The organism is Vibrio sp. 03_296 (assembly GCF_002265885.1).
Genome location: NZ_NPKW01000064.1, coordinates 94,520 through 112,051, shown reverse-complemented (window position 1 = coordinate 112,051; position 17,532 = coordinate 94,520). Strand labels below are relative to the sequence as shown.

Below are 17,532 nucleotides of genomic sequence, written 5' to 3'. Positions count from 1 at the left end.
ACAAAATAGAGTATTAACTTAAGGTTATGGATTGCTGATCTCACTTTCAACAAAGTTCGAAAATCCAAAAAAGAGGCGAATCGATTGATAAATGAGCAAACGAAAGTAAAAGGTCACTGACAAGACCTTAGAGAAGGAAACAAACTCAATCACGTGGCTCGGGATAAAAAGAAGGAAAGTCGATGACGAATAGATGGCGAGTAAAGAAAAACGCTCCCGAATACACTGGGAGCGTTTGGGTGTCGCTAAGGTCAATAAACCCTAGAGTTTGACTTGTTGTAATGTGGGTTTCCAACGCGCCTGAGTTGCTTCATTTTCAGGGGTTACTTGAACATTACGGCCACCGACAATGTTTAGAAGGTAGCGAGTATTGTTGCCATCAACATAGCGGCTGATGAGCTTATCGCCTTCCCAATACCATTTCTGTGCTAAGTTCGCACCACACTGTTCGACTGTGAGCGTTTTGTCTGCGTTTACGGTCAAACAACGATCGGATGCCACTCGGCTACGGTAACGTTCTTCTTTATCTAGGCCCCAAACTTGGTTCCAACTGCCGTGACAGCTCCAGCCGTTAACCGAACCACCCGCAACCGTTTTGTCACCGTTCTCACCATAAACATCTAGGCAGAGATCGTTGTTGCTCAGTGACTGTAGTGTAACGTGTGCTTCCGCTTCAAACAGTGGATGATTCCAGTCGATGCGAATACGTTGTTTCACGGTACTGCTGTTGGTTGACGAGCCCGCAGAACCATAAACTGAGAAAAGTGCTGAAGGGATTACCGTACCAAAGCGTGCACGATAGTTGAGTTTCACGCCCATCTCGAAATCCGTTACGCCGGTTTCAGACACAGGCGCTTCGTACAAAACGTCATAGTTCGGTTTGAAGTTGGAATAAGAGATTGGGTTGAACTTCGTCTTATCAAATACCCAGCCACTGCCCCAGTGAGCGGCGGTGAAATAGCATCCAAGCTCTTGGCGGCGCAGTTCATCACACTCACCAAACTCACGCTCGAATGAAATATCAAAATCACTCAGTGATGAGCGGTTGTTGATGCGATAGTCTTTTGTATCAAACACCAAGGTTTTCGAGTAGTTGTAAGTAAATGAGCCACTGACTTCGCCACCTACTTTCGGGCCGTCTTTGTTCACTTCCGCGCCTACTTTACCGTTAATACCTATGGAGTAACCGTAAGTATCACGGTGTTGGTAGTTTTTGTTCTCATTCTGCGGTAGGTCACGCGCTTTTTTCGGTGTGTAACCCGAAACCGGTTTCACCCAAAGGTCATAACTGCTGGCGAATGGGCCAATGTAAGTGCGGCGGTTTGCCCAACTCTGGAACCAACTGTGATCTTGCTGTAGCTCGTTAACCAAATGGATACCCGTGCCAGGCTTGTCGGCATCGACGGTAAAGCGGACAATTTTGGCGTCAGGAGTAAAACCATCTGACGTTGCCGATTGCACCGAGCGCATCTGTGCCACATTGACGCGAACATCGATGGACGCGCTCGCATTACACCAGTCTCGTGTGGCGTTGAAATCACCACTTGTGTGTAGCACGCACTTAATTTTTGAGCTGGTGATATAAATAGGTTTCTCAACAATCGGCACATATTCTTGTGCGCCAACCTGTACCGCGGTAGCTAAAAGAGAAAGGGTAAACAGAGTTATTTTTTTCATCTTATTTTCCCTCAGATTGGAAGCGGTCTAGGGCATGAGTAAGAGAAAGTTTAACGCTCTCTAACTCGGCTTGGGGATCGTTGATGGGATTATCATTCTCGTCGGTGACATCACTGACGATCGCATTGACTAAGGCGTCGCCTTGATAAACCCCAGTGACAACAACGGGTGCTGACAGTCCTAAACCAGTGAGTTTCTGGCTCCAATCAAGCCTTGCGTCGTCACCTGCAATTTGAGTCAAATCAATCACCACGGTGCTACCGGAGATGATATGACTTTTTGCTTGAGTGATTTCATCATCTGTTGCTGTTCCTACATTGACATACAACACATCATTACTGTTTAACTGGCCGTTAAACAGAGTGACATTTTGTTGGTACTGCTCGGCAATGGTTTGTGAAAGCTCACTTTCGCTGCCCAAAATTTGAACATCAGCAAAAGCATTCGCCGCAAACAAACAGCAGAGTAGGGTAAGGCGTCCTACATTTCTATTTTTGTTATTAAGCATAGATTCCTCATTACGAGTAAGGGTTATTATTGTTATTTTCTCCATAACATTAATATTTTTATGGAGATTGTTTGGTTCGTCCTTGAGAATAGATATGCACCAAAATCCTGTTGGCTATTTATTAATAATCCTGAAAATATTTCATATAAATAAAATAAAAGTATTTTTTGGCTCATTATCACAAGATCAACAGATTAATATCTGATCTATTATTGTTTTAAAAGTGATCTAATATAAGTGTTTTCTAAATTTAACTTCTTGATTAATGTTGGTGTTGTTATTTTAAATTGTTGTTTTTAAGTGGTTTTTGTTTTGCCTTTTAATTCGTAAGAATTAACTAAAAAAGAGGTCGGTTAATTAGTTGGCTTTAATTTAATCATTTCTTAATTATTGGGTTGGATTTTGAAATTGATAAAAATGAAATCTATTTATTCATATTTGACATCACTAAATTATTTAATGCAGAAATTCATTTTTAGAATTATTGCTCTAAAATAAGTTTGTTTTTATTCAATGAAAAAGCGAAATAGGTTTTGATTGTGATTTCGCTATTTTTGGTATGTTTTAACTCTCTTAAGTCCTCAGGAAAAATTCACGGTTTTAGTGATTAGATACTGAACGTTGGATGTTGAAAGTTAAGAGCTTGGTCATGATTTATTTTTAGCTTCGAATTTATAATGTGCGGGAACACTGGCATCGAGGATGCCCAAGCACTTTTGTGTGAGGGCGGTGACAGGTGTTGAGCTAAATCAATAACAAAAGAGCAGGATTACAATGCTTAGAAAACTTTCTTTAAAAAACAAACTCGCTGTTTCAGCGAGCGCTGCCATTATTGTCGGGGGACTTTTGGTTGAAGCGCTATCATTTAACGCTTCGCTAAATCGGTTGGAAGTCGAGGTGCAACAGCGCCTGACCAGTACCACCGCATCATACAATCAATATGTTACGGACTGGTTACTTTCAAAAGAGCGAGCGTTAACGGCGCTATCCTCTGAAGTCGACAAACAGTCCATTGTGACTCATTTAAAACAGGTGAAAGATTCGGCCAGTTTTGACAATGTCTTTCTCGCCTACCCAGATGGTGCTCAAGACAACGCGAATGGTGTGGTTTTACCGCCGGGGAACGATGATCCTCGCCAATGGGGTTGGTATAAAAACGCCATGGCGAATCCAGCTAAAGTCTTTATGGATAACCCAACTGTCGCCGCGGCGACCGGGGCAAACGTGGTCTCATTGGGTAAAGCTCTTTCGTTGCATGGCCAGCAAGTGGTGTTGGGGGCGGATGTCGAAATCACCGACATTCTCAACAGTATGGCTAAGGTAATCTTACCCGGTGAAGGTTATATGTTTATTGCCAACCAGCAAGGCAATGTGTTTACCCACTCTGACACCAAGTTGCTGAATCAACCGGTCAGTCAACTTGGCTTGAAGTTTAATGACATCACCCAAGCTGCGCGAGACGGCAAAGATATCTATGTGGATGTCTTTGGTGAAAAATCCGTGGTGTATGCAAAAGCGATAGAAGGCACGCAACTGACGACCGTGAGTGTTATCAATTACAACTCCCTGGTTGAGCCGTTGTTTGATGCTGTCATCGGCCAAATTCTGGTCACCGCGGTGGTGGTGATTGTGTGTACGCTACTGTTCAATATGTTATGTAACTTGCTGTTCCGTCCGCTAAATAACGTGTCTGTGGCGCTTGAACAGATTGCAAACGGCAGTGGTGATTTGAGGCAACGCATTGTGGTTGAAAGCGATGATGAAGTGGGTAAATTGGCTCACAATTTCAATACATTTGTCGCGAGTCTGCAGCAACTGATCGGTCACATTCGAGAGCAGTCTCATCAACTTACTCAACAGTCGGATAAAAGTACTTACCGCGCGAACAGTGCAGTGAATGAAATTCATCACCAACAACAAGAAATCACCATGGTTGCGACGGCGGTAACTGAACTGGCCAGTGCCACGCAAGAAATCGCATCGCATGCGGAGCAAACCGCCCGCGCAGCACAGGATTCTGCTGCCAGCACCAACGATGGTCATGCCTTGGTGCTTCATACCAAGTCTTCGATCAATAGCCTTGCAAGCGAACTGGACCAAGCGAGCAACGTGATTTCGGATCTTAATCGTCATGCTCAAGAAATTTCGACCGTACTTGCTACTATTCAAGGCATTGCGGAACAAACCAACTTGTTGGCATTGAACGCGGCGATTGAAGCGGCTCGCGCTGGGGAGCAAGGGCGTGGCTTTGCGGTTGTGGCGGATGAAGTGCGTGTGTTGTCACAGCGTACTCACTCTTCGACAGAAGAGATCAAATCCACCATCGATGCCTTACAACAAATTACGCATCGTGCGGTGAACTTGATGGAAAACAGCTCGAAGTTAGCTGGCAACTCGGTTGCTGATGCGGATAAAGCGACGCAAGCATTGGAAGAAATCAACACAGCGGTGACACTCATTAGCGACATGGCGACGCAAATCGCCACAGCAGCTGAAGAGCAAACCCATGTGACCAGCGAGATCACCCAAAACATCACGTCGATCAAAGATGTGGCCGATCAGTTGGTGGTCAGCTCACAAGACAGCTCCGTGGAGTCGAACCAGCTAAAAGAGCAAGCAGAGGAACTCAGCGCGAAAGTGGCCACGTTTAAGTTGTCATAACTATTTGTTCTTAAAAGAGTATGTTTAAGAAATAAAACGGCGTCTTCGGACGCCGTTGTTTTGAAGCAAGATCACACAGTGATAAATCAATCAAACTGGTTGAGTATAAATTTAGAGTTAAAACCCAGAAATTTGTAAAGCGAAACGTATATTCTCAGTTATTCAACAATGTTTATAACTACAATGAGAGTCAACTATGCAATTTAGTTTGAAGAGGAAGATGGTTTCCTCGGTTGTTTTGGCTATTGCAATCACATCTGCCACTTTACTGTTCGTCGGATACAAAACGTTTAACACTCACAGCTGGCGTGCGATTGAAAGTGAGAGTCGCAACACGCTTGAAGCGCATGCCAAAGGCATTGCCGATTGGTTTCATGATAAGCAATTGGCGGTGAAGGGGTTAAGAGAAGAGATTGAACGTAACCCTGATCTCGACATTGTGCCTCACCTGCGTCAAACCCTTATTGCTGGTGGCTTTGGCTTAAGCTATTACGGTAACGAGCAAGGTGACATGTTCCGTCATGATCCTTCACTAAACAAACCCGGTTACGACCCGCGTGCTCGTGGCTGGTACAAAGAAGCCAAAGCGGAAGATCGCGCGATTACCACTGCGCCTTATGTCAGTGTGACCATGCAAACCTTGGTGGTGACTTTAACGGATCCAGTGCGTCAAAACGGCAAGTTAATTGGTGTTGCGGCATCCAATCTTGCGTTGGATAAACTGATCAAAGACGTTTTAGCGATTCAAGTGCCAGGGAATGGTCAAGCCATTCTGGTCAACCGTAAAGGGGCTATCGTGGCACACCCAAATAAAGATGTGCTGCTGAAACCCATCCATGAGATCGCTTCTGAGCTGAATATTACCCAACTGATTCAAGCGGCAGACAGCGATACCGCCATCTACGCGACGGTAAATGGGGCTGAGAAAGTGATCATGGCGCAACCGATCGAGTACACCGACTGGTTACTTGTGATGGAGATGGACAAAGCCACACTTGAAGAACCGATTACGGACATGCTGTTTAGTCAGGCGTTAATCGGTTTGTTGGTCTTGGTGATCATGGCCGCTGCAACCTCATGGTTTGTTGCAAGACAGTTAATCGAACTGGGCCGTGTTAGCGAAGCGTTGGCGGATATTGCCGAAGGTGATGGCGACTTAACCCGCCGTTTGCAAGTGACCAGCCAAGACGAAGTGGGCCAACTGGCTGAGAAGTTCAACAAGTTCGTCGACCGCTTACATGTGATGGTGAAAAATGTGCGCGACGTTTCTGGCGCATTGAACCTCGGAGCTGACGAAGCAGCGCGTACTGCAACCCAGCGCAGCAACAGCATTCGCCAGCAGCAAGATGAAATTACGATGGTGGCCACCGCGGTAACGGAAATGGCGTCAGCGACGGCAGAAATTGCAGGCAACGCTGACAACACAGCGAAGAATGCCAACCAGTCGGTGGAGCTGAGTCAGCATGGTTTCCAACAAATGACCAAGAGCCAAGACTCTATTCATTCGCTGGCGAGTGAGCTCAACAATGCCGTAGAAATTATTGGTGAGCTGGAAGCGCATGGTCAGCAAATATCGACCATTCTCGCAACGATTAGAGACATTGCTGAACAAACCAACTTACTGGCGTTGAATGCAGCAATTGAAGCCGCGCGTGCCGGTGAACAAGGCCGCGGTTTTGCGGTGGTTGCGGATGAAGTTCGTGTTCTGTCTCAACGTACTCATGCTTCAACAGAAGAGATCCAAAGTAAGATTCAAGGGCTGCAAAAAGCCACAAACGATGCGGTGTCTGTGATGAAGCAAAGCCATCAATTAGCCGAGACCAGTGTTGCGGATGTGAATCTAACGGGCGAGAGTTTGACTGCGATTGGTGAAGCGATTCAAACCATCAGCGATATGGCCACGCAAATTGCGTCGGCGGCTGAAGAGCAATCGCTGGTGACCGCCGATATCAATGGTAATACGGAATCGGTGCGTGAAGTGAGTGATCGACTCGCACACGACGCCATCGACGCGGTTGAACAAGCCAAACGTCTGCATGCGCTTGCGGGCGACTTGGATAGAGAGATTTCTCGCTTTAAGTTGTAACGTCGAGCTTCTAGAACCATTGATTGGTACAGTACTCATAAAATCGGCACCTCAGGTGCCGATTTTTTTGGTGTCATACTTGCTTTTTAGAGCATGTACATGCGCGCACTGCGAGCTGGAATTCGGAAGGTGTGGTAACGCGAACTCACGGTTTCATTCGCGCCAGTGAGTGTATCGGTGTAAGGCTGATACCAGTTGAACTCATGCTGATAGGTGTCAACGGTATGAGAACGCTCTTCACCACATTTATTAATGCCGACCACCCCTTGTTTACCACGCTTAAACATCAGCAGACACTGATCGCTGTATAGCATCGTCATCTCTTGCCCTTGCATTTGGTTATGGAAGCGCAACATGTTCTTCATCAGGTCACGGTTCCAAACGCCTTCCCAACGGCGATTATCACGATCTTCGTTATCAGGTAAGTTGTCGCTGTAAATCAGAGGTGTGCCGCCATCTTTACCGAGGATATAAGCGTAAGCCAACTCTTCATCTTTCGGATCCATGATTTGATAACGGAAACCGTCGTTCGTTGGGATGTCGTGCGTGATGGTAAAGGTAATTGAACGTGCGTTTTCAAGCCCTTGGCCATAGGCTTGTGGATCATGAAGCATGTTCATGCCAACGCTGTAGGAGAAGGCGTTGCGAATAGAGGCAAACAGTGGGAAATCGTAAGCCGAATGGTTGGTGGCGTTGAGATAAGGCGCTAAGAAGTTCTCATAGCTGGAGTCGCCTTTGCCACCGCTGGTGATCACTTCACCAAATACGTGCATTCCGGCGGTAATCTCTGGAGTGAAAATCTGGTCGATTTGATATTGGCTCATGTGTTTAACCGCATCAATGCGGAAGCCTTTTACACCTAAACCTTTTAGCGCATTCAAATACAAACGTTGTTGCGACACCACCCAGTTGTTAGGGTCTAAGTCTGGCAGCCCTCGGTCACCTGCGCCGCCACAAAGACGCCAGTATTGCACATTGCCGGCATCATTCCAGTCGCTAATACAACCTTCTGGGTGGAAGTCAAAGCCCGAGAATAGGTTTTCCGTTAAATTGCCAAAAAGCGTTTGGTCCGCGTAATAGCTGGCGTTAGCAGCGTATTGTTGCAGCACTTCACTGCCAGGGTAATTTAAGTCTTCACGCTTCCATGTTTCATTAGCCATATGGTTCAGTACCACATCGGCATACACATCAACGCCGACCGCCTTCAGCGCATCAATCATGGATTTTAAGTCACTTTTGTTGCCAAGTGGCGAATCGATGACGCGCAGATCTTGCGGTTGATAACGTGCCCACCATTCATTGCCACTTGATTTCAGGGCTGGAGAAATCAGCACTTTTTTATAACCCGCCGCCGCGATTTGCGAGGCGTTTTGTGTGACGTCGGAGTACTTCCAGTTAAACGCATGCAAAATGGCGTCAGCGTTGGCGGTACTGGAGAGGCTACAAGCGATGGCAGCAGAGAGAAAAACGAATTTTGACGGTTTCATAGGGTATGTCTCTTATTATCGGTATGACTTCAAAAGGGTTTGCCTGCGTGAAGCGTTGTCGCTTTAACGGAATGACGTTAAGCACCACTCTTAGCCGCTTGGCGACATCAATCATAAAAAAACCATCAATAATATGAATGTCATTAATGGGGGGGCGGAAGGTAAATCACAGTGTGTAGGGGTGGGATTTATAAAATTGTGCGCTTGAATTTATTTTGCACGCTTTGCCAAATGTACAATTTATTTTAGTGCAAGTTGTTGTATTTAAACGAATTGATTAACATCACTTTTTGTATGCATCTAGGGCTAGTCATCGCTTGCGCTCTCGGTTAAGGTTACGGCCATTAACCCTTTCTAGGCGAACGAGATGAGTCTTTCTTTTTCAAATATCCAACGTTCACAGTTGCCCGATATAGAGGCAATGGAAAAACAGTTATTCGCTCAACACGGTTATCCGGCGTTCTTTTTACGCCAAGCTTATGATTGCTGGCGTAGTGGTTTTATGGTAGCTGAGTGTGGGCATCAGATTGTGGGGTATGTGCTGATTGTTCCTAAGGCAGACAACAGCAATGAAGCTTGGATGCTGTCGTTGGCAGTATCGCCAGCTTACCAAGGGCAAGGAATTGCCAAACAATTGGTGAAGTATGCGCTGGCGCGTCAGTCGCATTACCAAAAAATCTATTTGACGGTTGCGCCAGACAACCTGCCAGCGCGCGCCATCTATCAATCCTGTGGCTTTGAAATCCTCACCGAGGAAGAGAACTATTTTGATGATGGTGAAAGCCGTTTGGTGATGTGTCGTACTGCGTTTAACCCTGCCTTTACAGGTGCACAATAAGGCAACATTGTGCACCGCCATTGTGCATTATCAGTATGGGCATGGCGAGAACAGTAAGCTAATTGATTGAAATTATTGCACTGTTTGGTTTGGCACTTGCTTTGCTATTACTTTTTACAGTCACTCGCGCTGAACTATAAAACAAACTAAGCAACGTCACGGCAACGAAGCCTCTTCTGGAAACAGAAGGGGCTTTTTTCATTTTAAAGGAGTTATCTATGCATGGATGCAGCAAAACAACGTGTCCTTACTGTGGGGTCGGTTGTGGTGTGGAGGCAAAGCCAGGTGGGCTGGTAGGAGACAAAGAACATCCTGCCAATCATGGCGCATTGTGCGTCAAAGGCGCGGCGTTGGCGGAGAGTTTAAACATGCCGAGCCGTTTGCTTTATCCCAAGCTTGCCGATGAGCAAGTCAGTTGGGAGCAGGCGAGCGATTGGATTGCGCAGCGAATTCATCAGGCGATGGAACAATACGGACCAGAATCAGTGGCAATGTATGTGTCGGGGCAACTGCTTACCGAAGATTACTACGTCGCCAATAAGTTGATGAAGGGCTATGTGGGCAGCGCAAACATCGACACCAACTCGCGCTTATGTATGTCCTCGGCGGTTGCTGCTCATGTGCGAGCTTTTGGCGAAGATGTCGTCCCCGTGAGTTATGACGATCTCGAACATGCGGAGCTGATCGTGATCAGTGGTGCCAACACGGTGTGGACCCATCCCGTGTTGTTTCGCCGCATTCAGCAAATCCGTGACAGCAATCCAAACGTCAAGTTGGTGGTGATTGATCCACGCAAAACCGTCACCGCCGAGCAAGCGGACCTGCATTTGCCCATCGCCAATGACAGCGATGTCAGCTTGTTTAATGGTTTGCTTGCATATTTGATCGAGCAGCAAGGCAGTGACAAGGGCGTCGATACCGAGTTTATTGAGCAACACACCCAAGGGTTTGCTGCACTACAGGCGTTGATCTCGAGTGGGGCGTATCAATTGGAGCAAGTGGCGTTTCACTGTGGCATCGACGTTCAAGCGCTGCGCACTTTCTATCAATGGTTTTCACGCAGCAACGCGACGATGACGCTGTTTTGCCAAGGGGTCAATCAAGCGCAAAACGGGGTCGATAAAGCCAATGCCATCATCAATGCACATCTCGCCACTGGGCAAATTGGTAAGCGCGGCGCAGGGCCGTTTTCGTTGACGGGTCAGCCCAATGCCATGGGCGGCAGAGAAGTGGGTGGGCTAGCGAATCAGTTGGCGGCTCACCGAGGTTTTGATCCTGATTCCATCCGTGCTGTGCAGCGGGTTTGGCAATCGCCTCGCATTGCAGAACAACCCGGTTTAAAAGCGCTGGATCTGTTTAAGGCCGTCGAGATCGGGGAGATCAAAGTGTTGTGGATCATGGCCACCAATCCGGTGGTTTCAATGCCTGATAACCGATGGATACGCCAAGCGCTTGAACGATGCCCGTGTGTGATTGTGTCAGACATCACCGCCGATTCAGATGTTGCACACTACGCTGATTTGTTGCTACCCGCCGCTGGATGGGGAGAAAAGCAAGGAATGGTCACCAATTCTGAGCGGCGAATGTCGCGTCAGCGTCGATTTATCTCCCCTCCTGGAGAAGCCAAACCTGATTGGCAAGCCATCTGTGAAGTGGGCGCGCGTTTATCGCAAAAGTTGCAGGTGAAAAATGGCTTCGACTTTGAATCTGAAGCGGCGATTTTTCGTGAGTTTGCAAGGCTCACGGCCATTAATAGCGACAGTCACTACAAGTTGGATCTCTCTCAGTATCAGAACCTCAGTGACGAAGCCTACGAGCAGTGGCGACCAACGCAATGGGGAGGAGAGTCACCCTATGCAGATCGTCGTTTCTCTCATCCCGATGGCAAAGCCAGATTCGTCGCCGTGACGGAGCTAGCAAACAGCAGCGATGAGCCTATAGGCAGAGGGCTCTGGCGCTTAAATAGCGGACGCCAGCGTGATCAATGGCATACCATGACGCGCACGGGTCACATTGAGAAACTGGCCGCAAGTGAGCTTGAGCCTTCCGTCTATTTGAATAGTCTGTCGGCTGAAAGGCTTGAGCTGCAAGCAGGAGAGCTGGCAAACATCACCAACCCCGACACGCTGCAATCTCTGTTAGCTAAGGTGGTCATCGATGAGGCGATGGCGTTTGGTGAACTGTTTATGTCCATGCATTGGGCTGGACGCTATGGCGGTCAGAGCCAAGTTAACGCAGTAGTCAGCGCCATGGGCGACCCTATATCGGGCCAGCCTGCGTTTAAATCCGGCTTTGTTAAGGTAGAAAAAGCACCGGTCGCCAGCTTTGGCGTGATGATCAGCAAGTTCTCGCCTGCGATAGCGACAGACTATTGCGCGTACCAACATCAAGAGCAGTCCGGAGTATGGCGCAATGCAAGCTTAACCCTGCCTCCACAGCAACTGGCGGAGAGAAATCTACCGGCGGCCAGCAAGGTTCGCCGCGTGAGTTGGCAGCATGAACTCGGTTGGATCACGCTACAACTGCAAAGTCACACACATGAGGTAAGCCAAGCCAAGTTACAAGCGATCTTCATCGCCTCGTCACAACCACTCAGAGCGGACTATCAACAGTTACAAAAGCTCATTGGTGAACCCATCAACTGGCAAGCACTGATGCAAGCGGGCTTTGCCACACGTGTGAGCCAGCTTGTGTGCAGCTGTCTACGTGTAACGGACACCCAAATAGAACAAGCGATTGAGCAAAAGGGCGTGACCACGCTGGCGCAATTGCAAAACCAGCTCCAGTGTGGAACCAATTGCGGGTCGTGCATTCCGCAACTCAAACAATATTTTGCCTCTGCCATCGCGCAGCCAAGCCGTTAATCCACTCGGCTACTAAGGAAAGCATTATGGATACAAGCATCAGCACTCAATTACGTGATCGCAGCTATAGCGAACATGCGATTTGTTACCATTCATCACGCGGTTTGCAAGCCAAGAATCGGCCAACGTCAACTGGGGCAGCGGCATCAGGTTTTGTCTACTTAGTCGGCGCAGGGCCGGGCGATCCAGAACTGCTGACAGTAAAGGCGGTCAACGCTCTGCAACAGTGCGATCTGTTGGTTTATGACCGCTTGGTCAGCAAAGAAATTCTGGCACTGGTGCCAGAGCACGTTGACAAAATTTATGTGGGCAAACGCTGTGGCGAGCCGAGTCTAAAGCAAGAGGAGATCAATCAGATCCTCGTCAGCTTTGCGCAACTTGGGCGCAAAATCGTTCGGCTCAAAGGGGGCGATCCCTTCATCTTTGGCCGTGGCGGCGAAGAGGCGTTAGCGCTGGTAGAGCACAACATACGTTACTGTGTGGTTCCCGGCATCACAGCCGCCATAGGCTGTGCGGCGAGCTGCGCTATTCCGCTCACGCACCGAGAAGTTGCTCGCAGTGTCACGCTTGTGACTGGCACCGTGGTGACGGGGTCACTTCCTGCTTGGTCTGCTATTGTTGACGCGGGGCAAACATTGGTGCTTTACATGGGGTTGGAATCGGCACGCGCGATCGAGCAAGGCTTGCTCGGGGAGGGGGTTCGTGCAGATTTTCCCGTCGCGATCGTGACGCAAGGTTCGACACCTGATCAGAAAACGTACGTGACAACCTTGGCCACGTTGGAAAAAACAGCAGTAGCGCTAAAAGGGGTGAGTCCGGCATTGATCATTATGGGGGAAGTCGTCAAACTGCGGGATAGATTAAAGACCACCCTTGCGGCAGTCGCGCCCATGGCTAACGCCTCATTTGTTGACGAGTGATTAATGAGAGGTTGATGAATGATCACACCAGCCAGAAGGACGACCGAAGCTAAGCAGCAAAAGAACAACGAGGAAGTATGAGCACAATTTTGGAATGTATCCGCACGGTTGGACGCGGTGAGCGTGGGCGTAAACCCCTGACGTTTGAACAAGCCTATCAAGTTATGGATGAGTATCTCGATGGTCAAGTGGGTGATGATCAAATGGCGATGCTGCTGATGCTGATCCGAGTGCAAAATGAGACCCGTCAAGAGATCGCGGGATTTGTTAAAGCTTTCCAAAGTCGAGTACCTAACCTTGGCGCAGACATTGATTGGCCTTGTTATGCGGGAAAACGTGCCTCTGCGGGTAAGCCTTGGCATCTTCTTGCGGCAAAAATTTTTGCCGATAATGGCTACAAAGTTCTGCTCCACGGATACAACGACAAACCCGCTGGGCGTGAACATGCAGAGCATTATTTAGCGGCATTAGGCTTGAGTGAGGCGGGCTCTACGCAAGAAGCCCAAACTGTGCTTGAGCAAGATGGCATCGTTTATCTGCCACTGCGCAATTTTGCGCCAATGGCGGAGAAAATGATTGGTTGGAAAAGTCGTTATGGTCTGAGAACTCCGATCAACACTGTCGTTCGCGCGCTTAACCCAGGCGGGGCGAAAATCGGCCTGCGTGGCAGTTTCCACCCTGGTTTCCAGCAGTTGCACGCGGAAGTGGAAGATGAAATCGGCTATACCGAGCATGGCGTGATCTCATTTAAAGGCCAGTCGGGAGAGTCGGAGTTTAATCCCAAAGTGAGCCAAACCGTGTGGTTCAGTGGTCCGGAAGGGGTCACCTCCCATTATTGGACTGAGCAAATGTGTTCAGACATCGCGATTGTGCAGAACTGTCCGTTTGCAACGCCGGACGAAGAGAAGAACCTGATGGCCAACACCATCGTGGCAACCTTAGCCGCGCTGCTGTTTACCGAACTGCAAGATCGAGAAGCGGCACTGGAAAAGGCGCATGACTTCTGGCGTCAATACTGCGCGGCGGTCAATATCTCGGCCTAGTATCGCAGCCTAGTTCGCGGCAACTTACCGCGCGGGGATATTTGTCGAACACAAAGGTGTTAACTATCTTTAAAGCCAAACGTGTGCCTATTTCACCCGTTTGGCTTTTCTATTTTTAGGAGTGAACACCATGGTTGGCAAAACATCGAATTCAGCAACAAAGCACCCCATCCCACAAGAAGCCTTTGATTGGTATGACGAGTATGCACACGGCAAGATTGACCGCCGAGAGTTTTTAAATCGCCTAGCCGGGTTGGCGGTGCTTGGCTTTAGCGTTGCAACGTTAACTGAGGCACTGCTGCCGGATTACGCAAAGGCGGAGCAAGTGTCGTTTAATGATCCCGATATCAAAGCCAGTTATCAAACCTTCCCCTCACCAAAAGGCCATGGCGAAGGCAAAGGCTATTTAGTGGTGCCAACGCAACTGACCGCGCCGCTGCCAGTCGTGCTCGTGGTGCATGAGAATCGTGGTCTCAACCCTTACATCCAAGATGTCGCACGCCGCTTAGCCAAGCAGGGTTTTGTCGCTTTTGCACCGGATGCATTAGCGCCTGTTGGCGGTTATCCGGGTAATGACGACCAAGGCCGTGAGCTGCAAAAGAACCTCGATAGAGCAAAAATAGAGCAAGATTTCATCGCGGCAGCGCAATATCTCAAAACGCATACTTTGAGCAATGGCAAGCTAGGAGCGGTGGGTTTTTGCTTTGGCGGCTATGTGGTGAATATGCTGGCGGCCGTCATGGGTGAACAGCTCAATGCTGGGGTACCGTTTTATGGCACACCCGCAGAAAAGTCGTTACGAGCGGACATAAAAGCGCCCCTTCAACTCCATTTCGCCGAACTCGACCAACGAGTGAATGCGACTTGGCCTGACTATGAGCAAGACTTAAAAGCCATGAATGCTCGCTACAACGCTTTCCTCTATCCGAAGGTCAATCATGGCTTTCATAACGACTCCACCGCCCGTTATGCGCCAGAAGAGGCTGAGTTGGCTTGGCAAAGAAGCGTGGAGTTTTTCCGTCGCGAGCTCAAATCCTAATAGCGCATTTCCACGAACCCATTAATCCTTACAGCCAAGGTCAGTCTGCCTTGGCTGTTCTTTTTGCGCTATTTGTGCGCTATCGATGGGCCCGTTCCCCAAGGTGGCACATTCCTTGTTATGTCATAGTGAAATAACGAAAACGACAAGGAATGTCTATGACGAAAAAGCCTTATCAAAGGACGATGATTGTTTGCTGCGATTCATTAACACAACAAGCGCATTTAGCCGAGCGATTGGCAAAAGAGTATGACCAAGTACTGGGGTGTCAGCTTGGGCAATTGGAACACATCCTGCGGCGAGAACCTGAAAGCTGCGTTGTCGTCGGGTGGTCCGCCCCTTGCGCCGAAGTGCGGTTGATCATTGAGTATTGCCGTCAACAAAAGCGGCCGGTGTTGGTCTTGTTTCGCCAAGTTTTTGCTCAACAATTCAATCAGTTAAAAGATTGCCACGACTGTGTGTTTTTACCAGAAGAAAGCACCTTGCCCTTAGCGCCTTGGATCGACTACGCCGCGCAACTGAGAGAAAGTTACTTACTGGTGGAGGAGAAAGTGGCGCTTTTAAATGACAAATTGCAAGAGCGAAAAGTGATTGAAAAAGCGAAAGGTCTACTGATGAAATTTCAGCAAGTGGATGAAGAAACCGCCTATCAAGCGATGCGTCGTTCCGCGATGCAAACCAGCCAACCCATGTTGCAAGTTGCGAAGAACGTGATTGCGACGTTAAGCACACTGTAAGGTTGTTCTACTACTTTGGGGGTAAGAGAAAAAAGTGCAATTGGTGCGAGGTGCACTAAATGAAAGCAGCATTGTGGTAAGTCGCCAAGAATACAACGATAACATGCTGATTTATGGTGAGTATTTCGTTGGCACACTAATTGAATAGTTCTAATGGAATAGTTTTAGTTAGACACATTTTTAGTTAGACACATTGTTGAATGGCGAATCTCAATTATCAACGGCGGTAATTGCAGAGAAAGCAACGGCGCTACGACTCCTTGGAGTCGTAGCGCTTTTTTTTGGAGAAAATCGATGAAAAAGAGATGGACAGTTGGCGTATTAACAAGTTGGTTGGCGTTTGCTCCACCGGTTGTACTCGCAGACGTTGGCGAGGCTGAAAAAGAGGACTTAAAGTTTGGCTTTATCAAATTGACCGACATGGCACCGTTGGCGATCGCTTATGAAAAAGGATTTTTTGAGGATGAAGGGTTGTATGTGACGTTAGAAGCGCAGGCCAACTGGAAGGTGCTGCTCGATCGCGTGATTGATGGTGAACTGGATGGCGCGCACATGCTGGCAGGCCAACCGCTGGGTGCTACCATCGGTATCGGCACGCAAGCCAAAGTGATCACTGCATTCAGTATGGATCTCAATGGTAACGCGATCACCGTGTCGAACGATGTTTGGCAGCAAATGAAGCCCAATTTGGCCAAAGGCAGTGACGGTAAACCCGTTCACCCAATCAAAGCTGATGCGCTTAAGCCTGTCGTAACAAGCTATCGCGACCAAGGCAAAGCGTTTAATATGGGCATGGTGTTTCCAGTATCCACTCACAACTATGAACTGCGCTACTGGCTCGCAGCTGGGGGGATTCATCCAGGTTACTATGCGCCGCATAAAGGCGATAATAGTGGCCAAATTAATGCCGAGGTGCTGCTTAGCGTCACGCCGCCACCGCAAATGCCAGCCACCATGGAAGCGGGCACCATCAAAGGCTATTGCGTTGGCGAACCTTGGAACCAGCAAGCCGTGTTCAAGGGCATTGGCGTGCCCGTGGTGACCGACTATGAGGTCTGGAAAAACAACCCCGAGAAGGTCTTTGGCGTTGCACAAGATTGGGCGGAAAAGTACCCCAATACCCATATCCGCGTGGTTAAAGCACTGATCCGTGCGGCGCATTGGTTAGATGAAAATGATAACCGCAATCGCGCCGAAGCCGTGAAGTTGCTTTCACGCAGCGAGTACGTCGGCGCTGATGCGGAAGTGATCGCCAATTCCATGACTGGCACGTTTGAATACGAAAAAGGCGATAAGCGACAAGTGCCTGATTTTAATGTGTTCTTCCGCTACAACGCCACCTATCCCTACTACAGCGATGCCATTTGGTATCTCACACAAATGCGCCGTTGGGGACAAATCGAAAACCAGAAACCGGACTCATGGTACATGGACATCGCCAAGCAGGTGTATCGCCCAGAGATTTATCAACGTGCCGCAGAAGCGCTAATCGAAGAAGGGACATTGAGTGCCAGCGATTTTCCTGACTTTGCCCAAGAAAGCGGTTTTCGCCCACCGCAAACCCACTTTATTGATCAGATCCGCTATGACGGCCGTAGCCCCAATGCGTATCTGCAGCAGTTCGCTATTGGCCTGAAAGGCTCTGAGTCACTTTAACGCATCAATGAATAAC

General features: G+C 48.5%; 11 protein-coding genes and 1 pseudogene. 9 read left to right on the top strand and 3 right to left on the bottom strand.

Going from position 1 to position 17,532, the window contains the following annotated elements; translation table 11 throughout:
* Positions 1 to 261 precede the first annotated feature (261 nt).
* Positions 262 to 1,677 (bottom strand): leukocidin family pore-forming toxin, encoded by a 1,416-nt coding sequence (locus CIK04_RS08095; protein ID WP_045613524.1) that lies wholly within the window; start codon positions 1,675 to 1,677, stop codon positions 262 to 264.
* Position 1,678: 1 nt separating this feature from the next.
* Positions 1,679 to 2,230: a hypothetical protein gene (locus CIK04_RS08090; protein ID WP_017422754.1), complete on the bottom strand. Its 552-nt coding sequence runs from the start codon at positions 2,228 to 2,230 to the stop codon at positions 1,679 to 1,681.
* Between the two features lie 729 nt (positions 2,231 to 2,959).
* Between CIK04_RS08090 and CIK04_RS08085 the strand changes: the two genes are divergently transcribed.
* Both CIK04_RS08085 and CIK04_RS08080 read left to right on the top strand, forming a co-directional pair.
* Positions 2,960 to 4,846 carry a methyl-accepting chemotaxis protein gene (locus CIK04_RS08085; protein WP_097352354.1) on the top strand — a complete coding sequence of 629 codons (1,887 nt, stop codon included), beginning with the start codon at positions 2,960 to 2,962 and terminating at the stop codon, positions 4,844 to 4,846.
* 196 nt (positions 4,847 to 5,042) lie between these two features.
* A complete protein-coding gene (locus tag CIK04_RS08080; protein ID WP_017422755.1) occupies positions 5,043 to 6,932 on the top strand; it encodes a methyl-accepting chemotaxis protein in 1,890 nt (629 codons plus the stop codon).
* Positions 6,933 to 7,018: 86 nt separating this feature from the next.
* On the opposite strand, the gene CIK04_RS08075 is transcribed toward CIK04_RS08080, so the two are convergent.
* Positions 7,019 to 8,419, bottom strand: coding sequence for an alpha-amylase family protein (locus CIK04_RS08075; protein ID WP_097352355.1), 1,401 nt, complete (start codon positions 8,417 to 8,419; stop codon positions 7,019 to 7,021).
* Positions 8,420 to 8,786: 367 nt separating this feature from the next.
* Here CIK04_RS08075 and CIK04_RS08070 point away from each other — a divergent pair, with 367 nt between their 5' ends.
* The 7 genes and pseudogenes from CIK04_RS08070 (at position 8,787) to CIK04_RS08035 (ending at position 17,516) form a co-directional block, all read left to right on the top strand.
* Complete coding sequence (locus CIK04_RS08070) at positions 8,787 to 9,257, top strand: N-acetyltransferase (protein WP_097352356.1); 471 nt, start codon at positions 8,787 to 8,789, stop codon at positions 9,255 to 9,257.
* A 218-nt stretch (positions 9,258 to 9,475) separates the two neighbouring features.
* The gene (locus tag CIK04_RS08065) at positions 9,476 to 12,121 is read left to right on the top strand and encodes a nitrate reductase (protein ID WP_097352357.1); all 2,646 of its coding nucleotides are present in this window, start codon (positions 9,476 to 9,478) and stop codon (positions 12,119 to 12,121) included.
* A gap of 26 nt (positions 12,122 to 12,147) precedes the next feature.
* Positions 12,148 to 13,041, top strand: coding sequence for a uroporphyrinogen-III C-methyltransferase (gene cobA / locus CIK04_RS08060; protein WP_097352358.1), 894 nt, complete (start codon positions 12,148 to 12,150; stop codon positions 13,039 to 13,041).
* Between the two features lie 74 nt (positions 13,042 to 13,115).
* Positions 13,116 to 14,084 (top strand): annotated as a pseudogene (locus tag CIK04_RS08055) (glycosyl transferase family protein); the annotation flags it as partial.
* Between the two features lie 130 nt (positions 14,085 to 14,214).
* The gene (locus tag CIK04_RS08050; RefSeq protein WP_045628139.1) at positions 14,215 to 15,123 is read left to right on the top strand and encodes a dienelactone hydrolase family protein; all 909 of its coding nucleotides are present in this window, start codon (positions 14,215 to 14,217) and stop codon (positions 15,121 to 15,123) included.
* A 158-nt stretch (positions 15,124 to 15,281) separates the two neighbouring features.
* On the top strand, positions 15,282 to 15,860 hold the full coding sequence (locus CIK04_RS08045; RefSeq protein WP_026050825.1) for an ANTAR domain-containing response regulator: 579 nt from the start codon (positions 15,282 to 15,284) through the stop codon (positions 15,858 to 15,860).
* Between the two features lie 294 nt (positions 15,861 to 16,154).
* A complete protein-coding gene (locus tag CIK04_RS08035; RefSeq protein ID WP_232708621.1) occupies positions 16,155 to 17,516 on the top strand; it encodes a CmpA/NrtA family ABC transporter substrate-binding protein in 1,362 nt (453 codons plus the stop codon).
* Positions 17,517 to 17,532 lie beyond the last annotated feature (16 nt).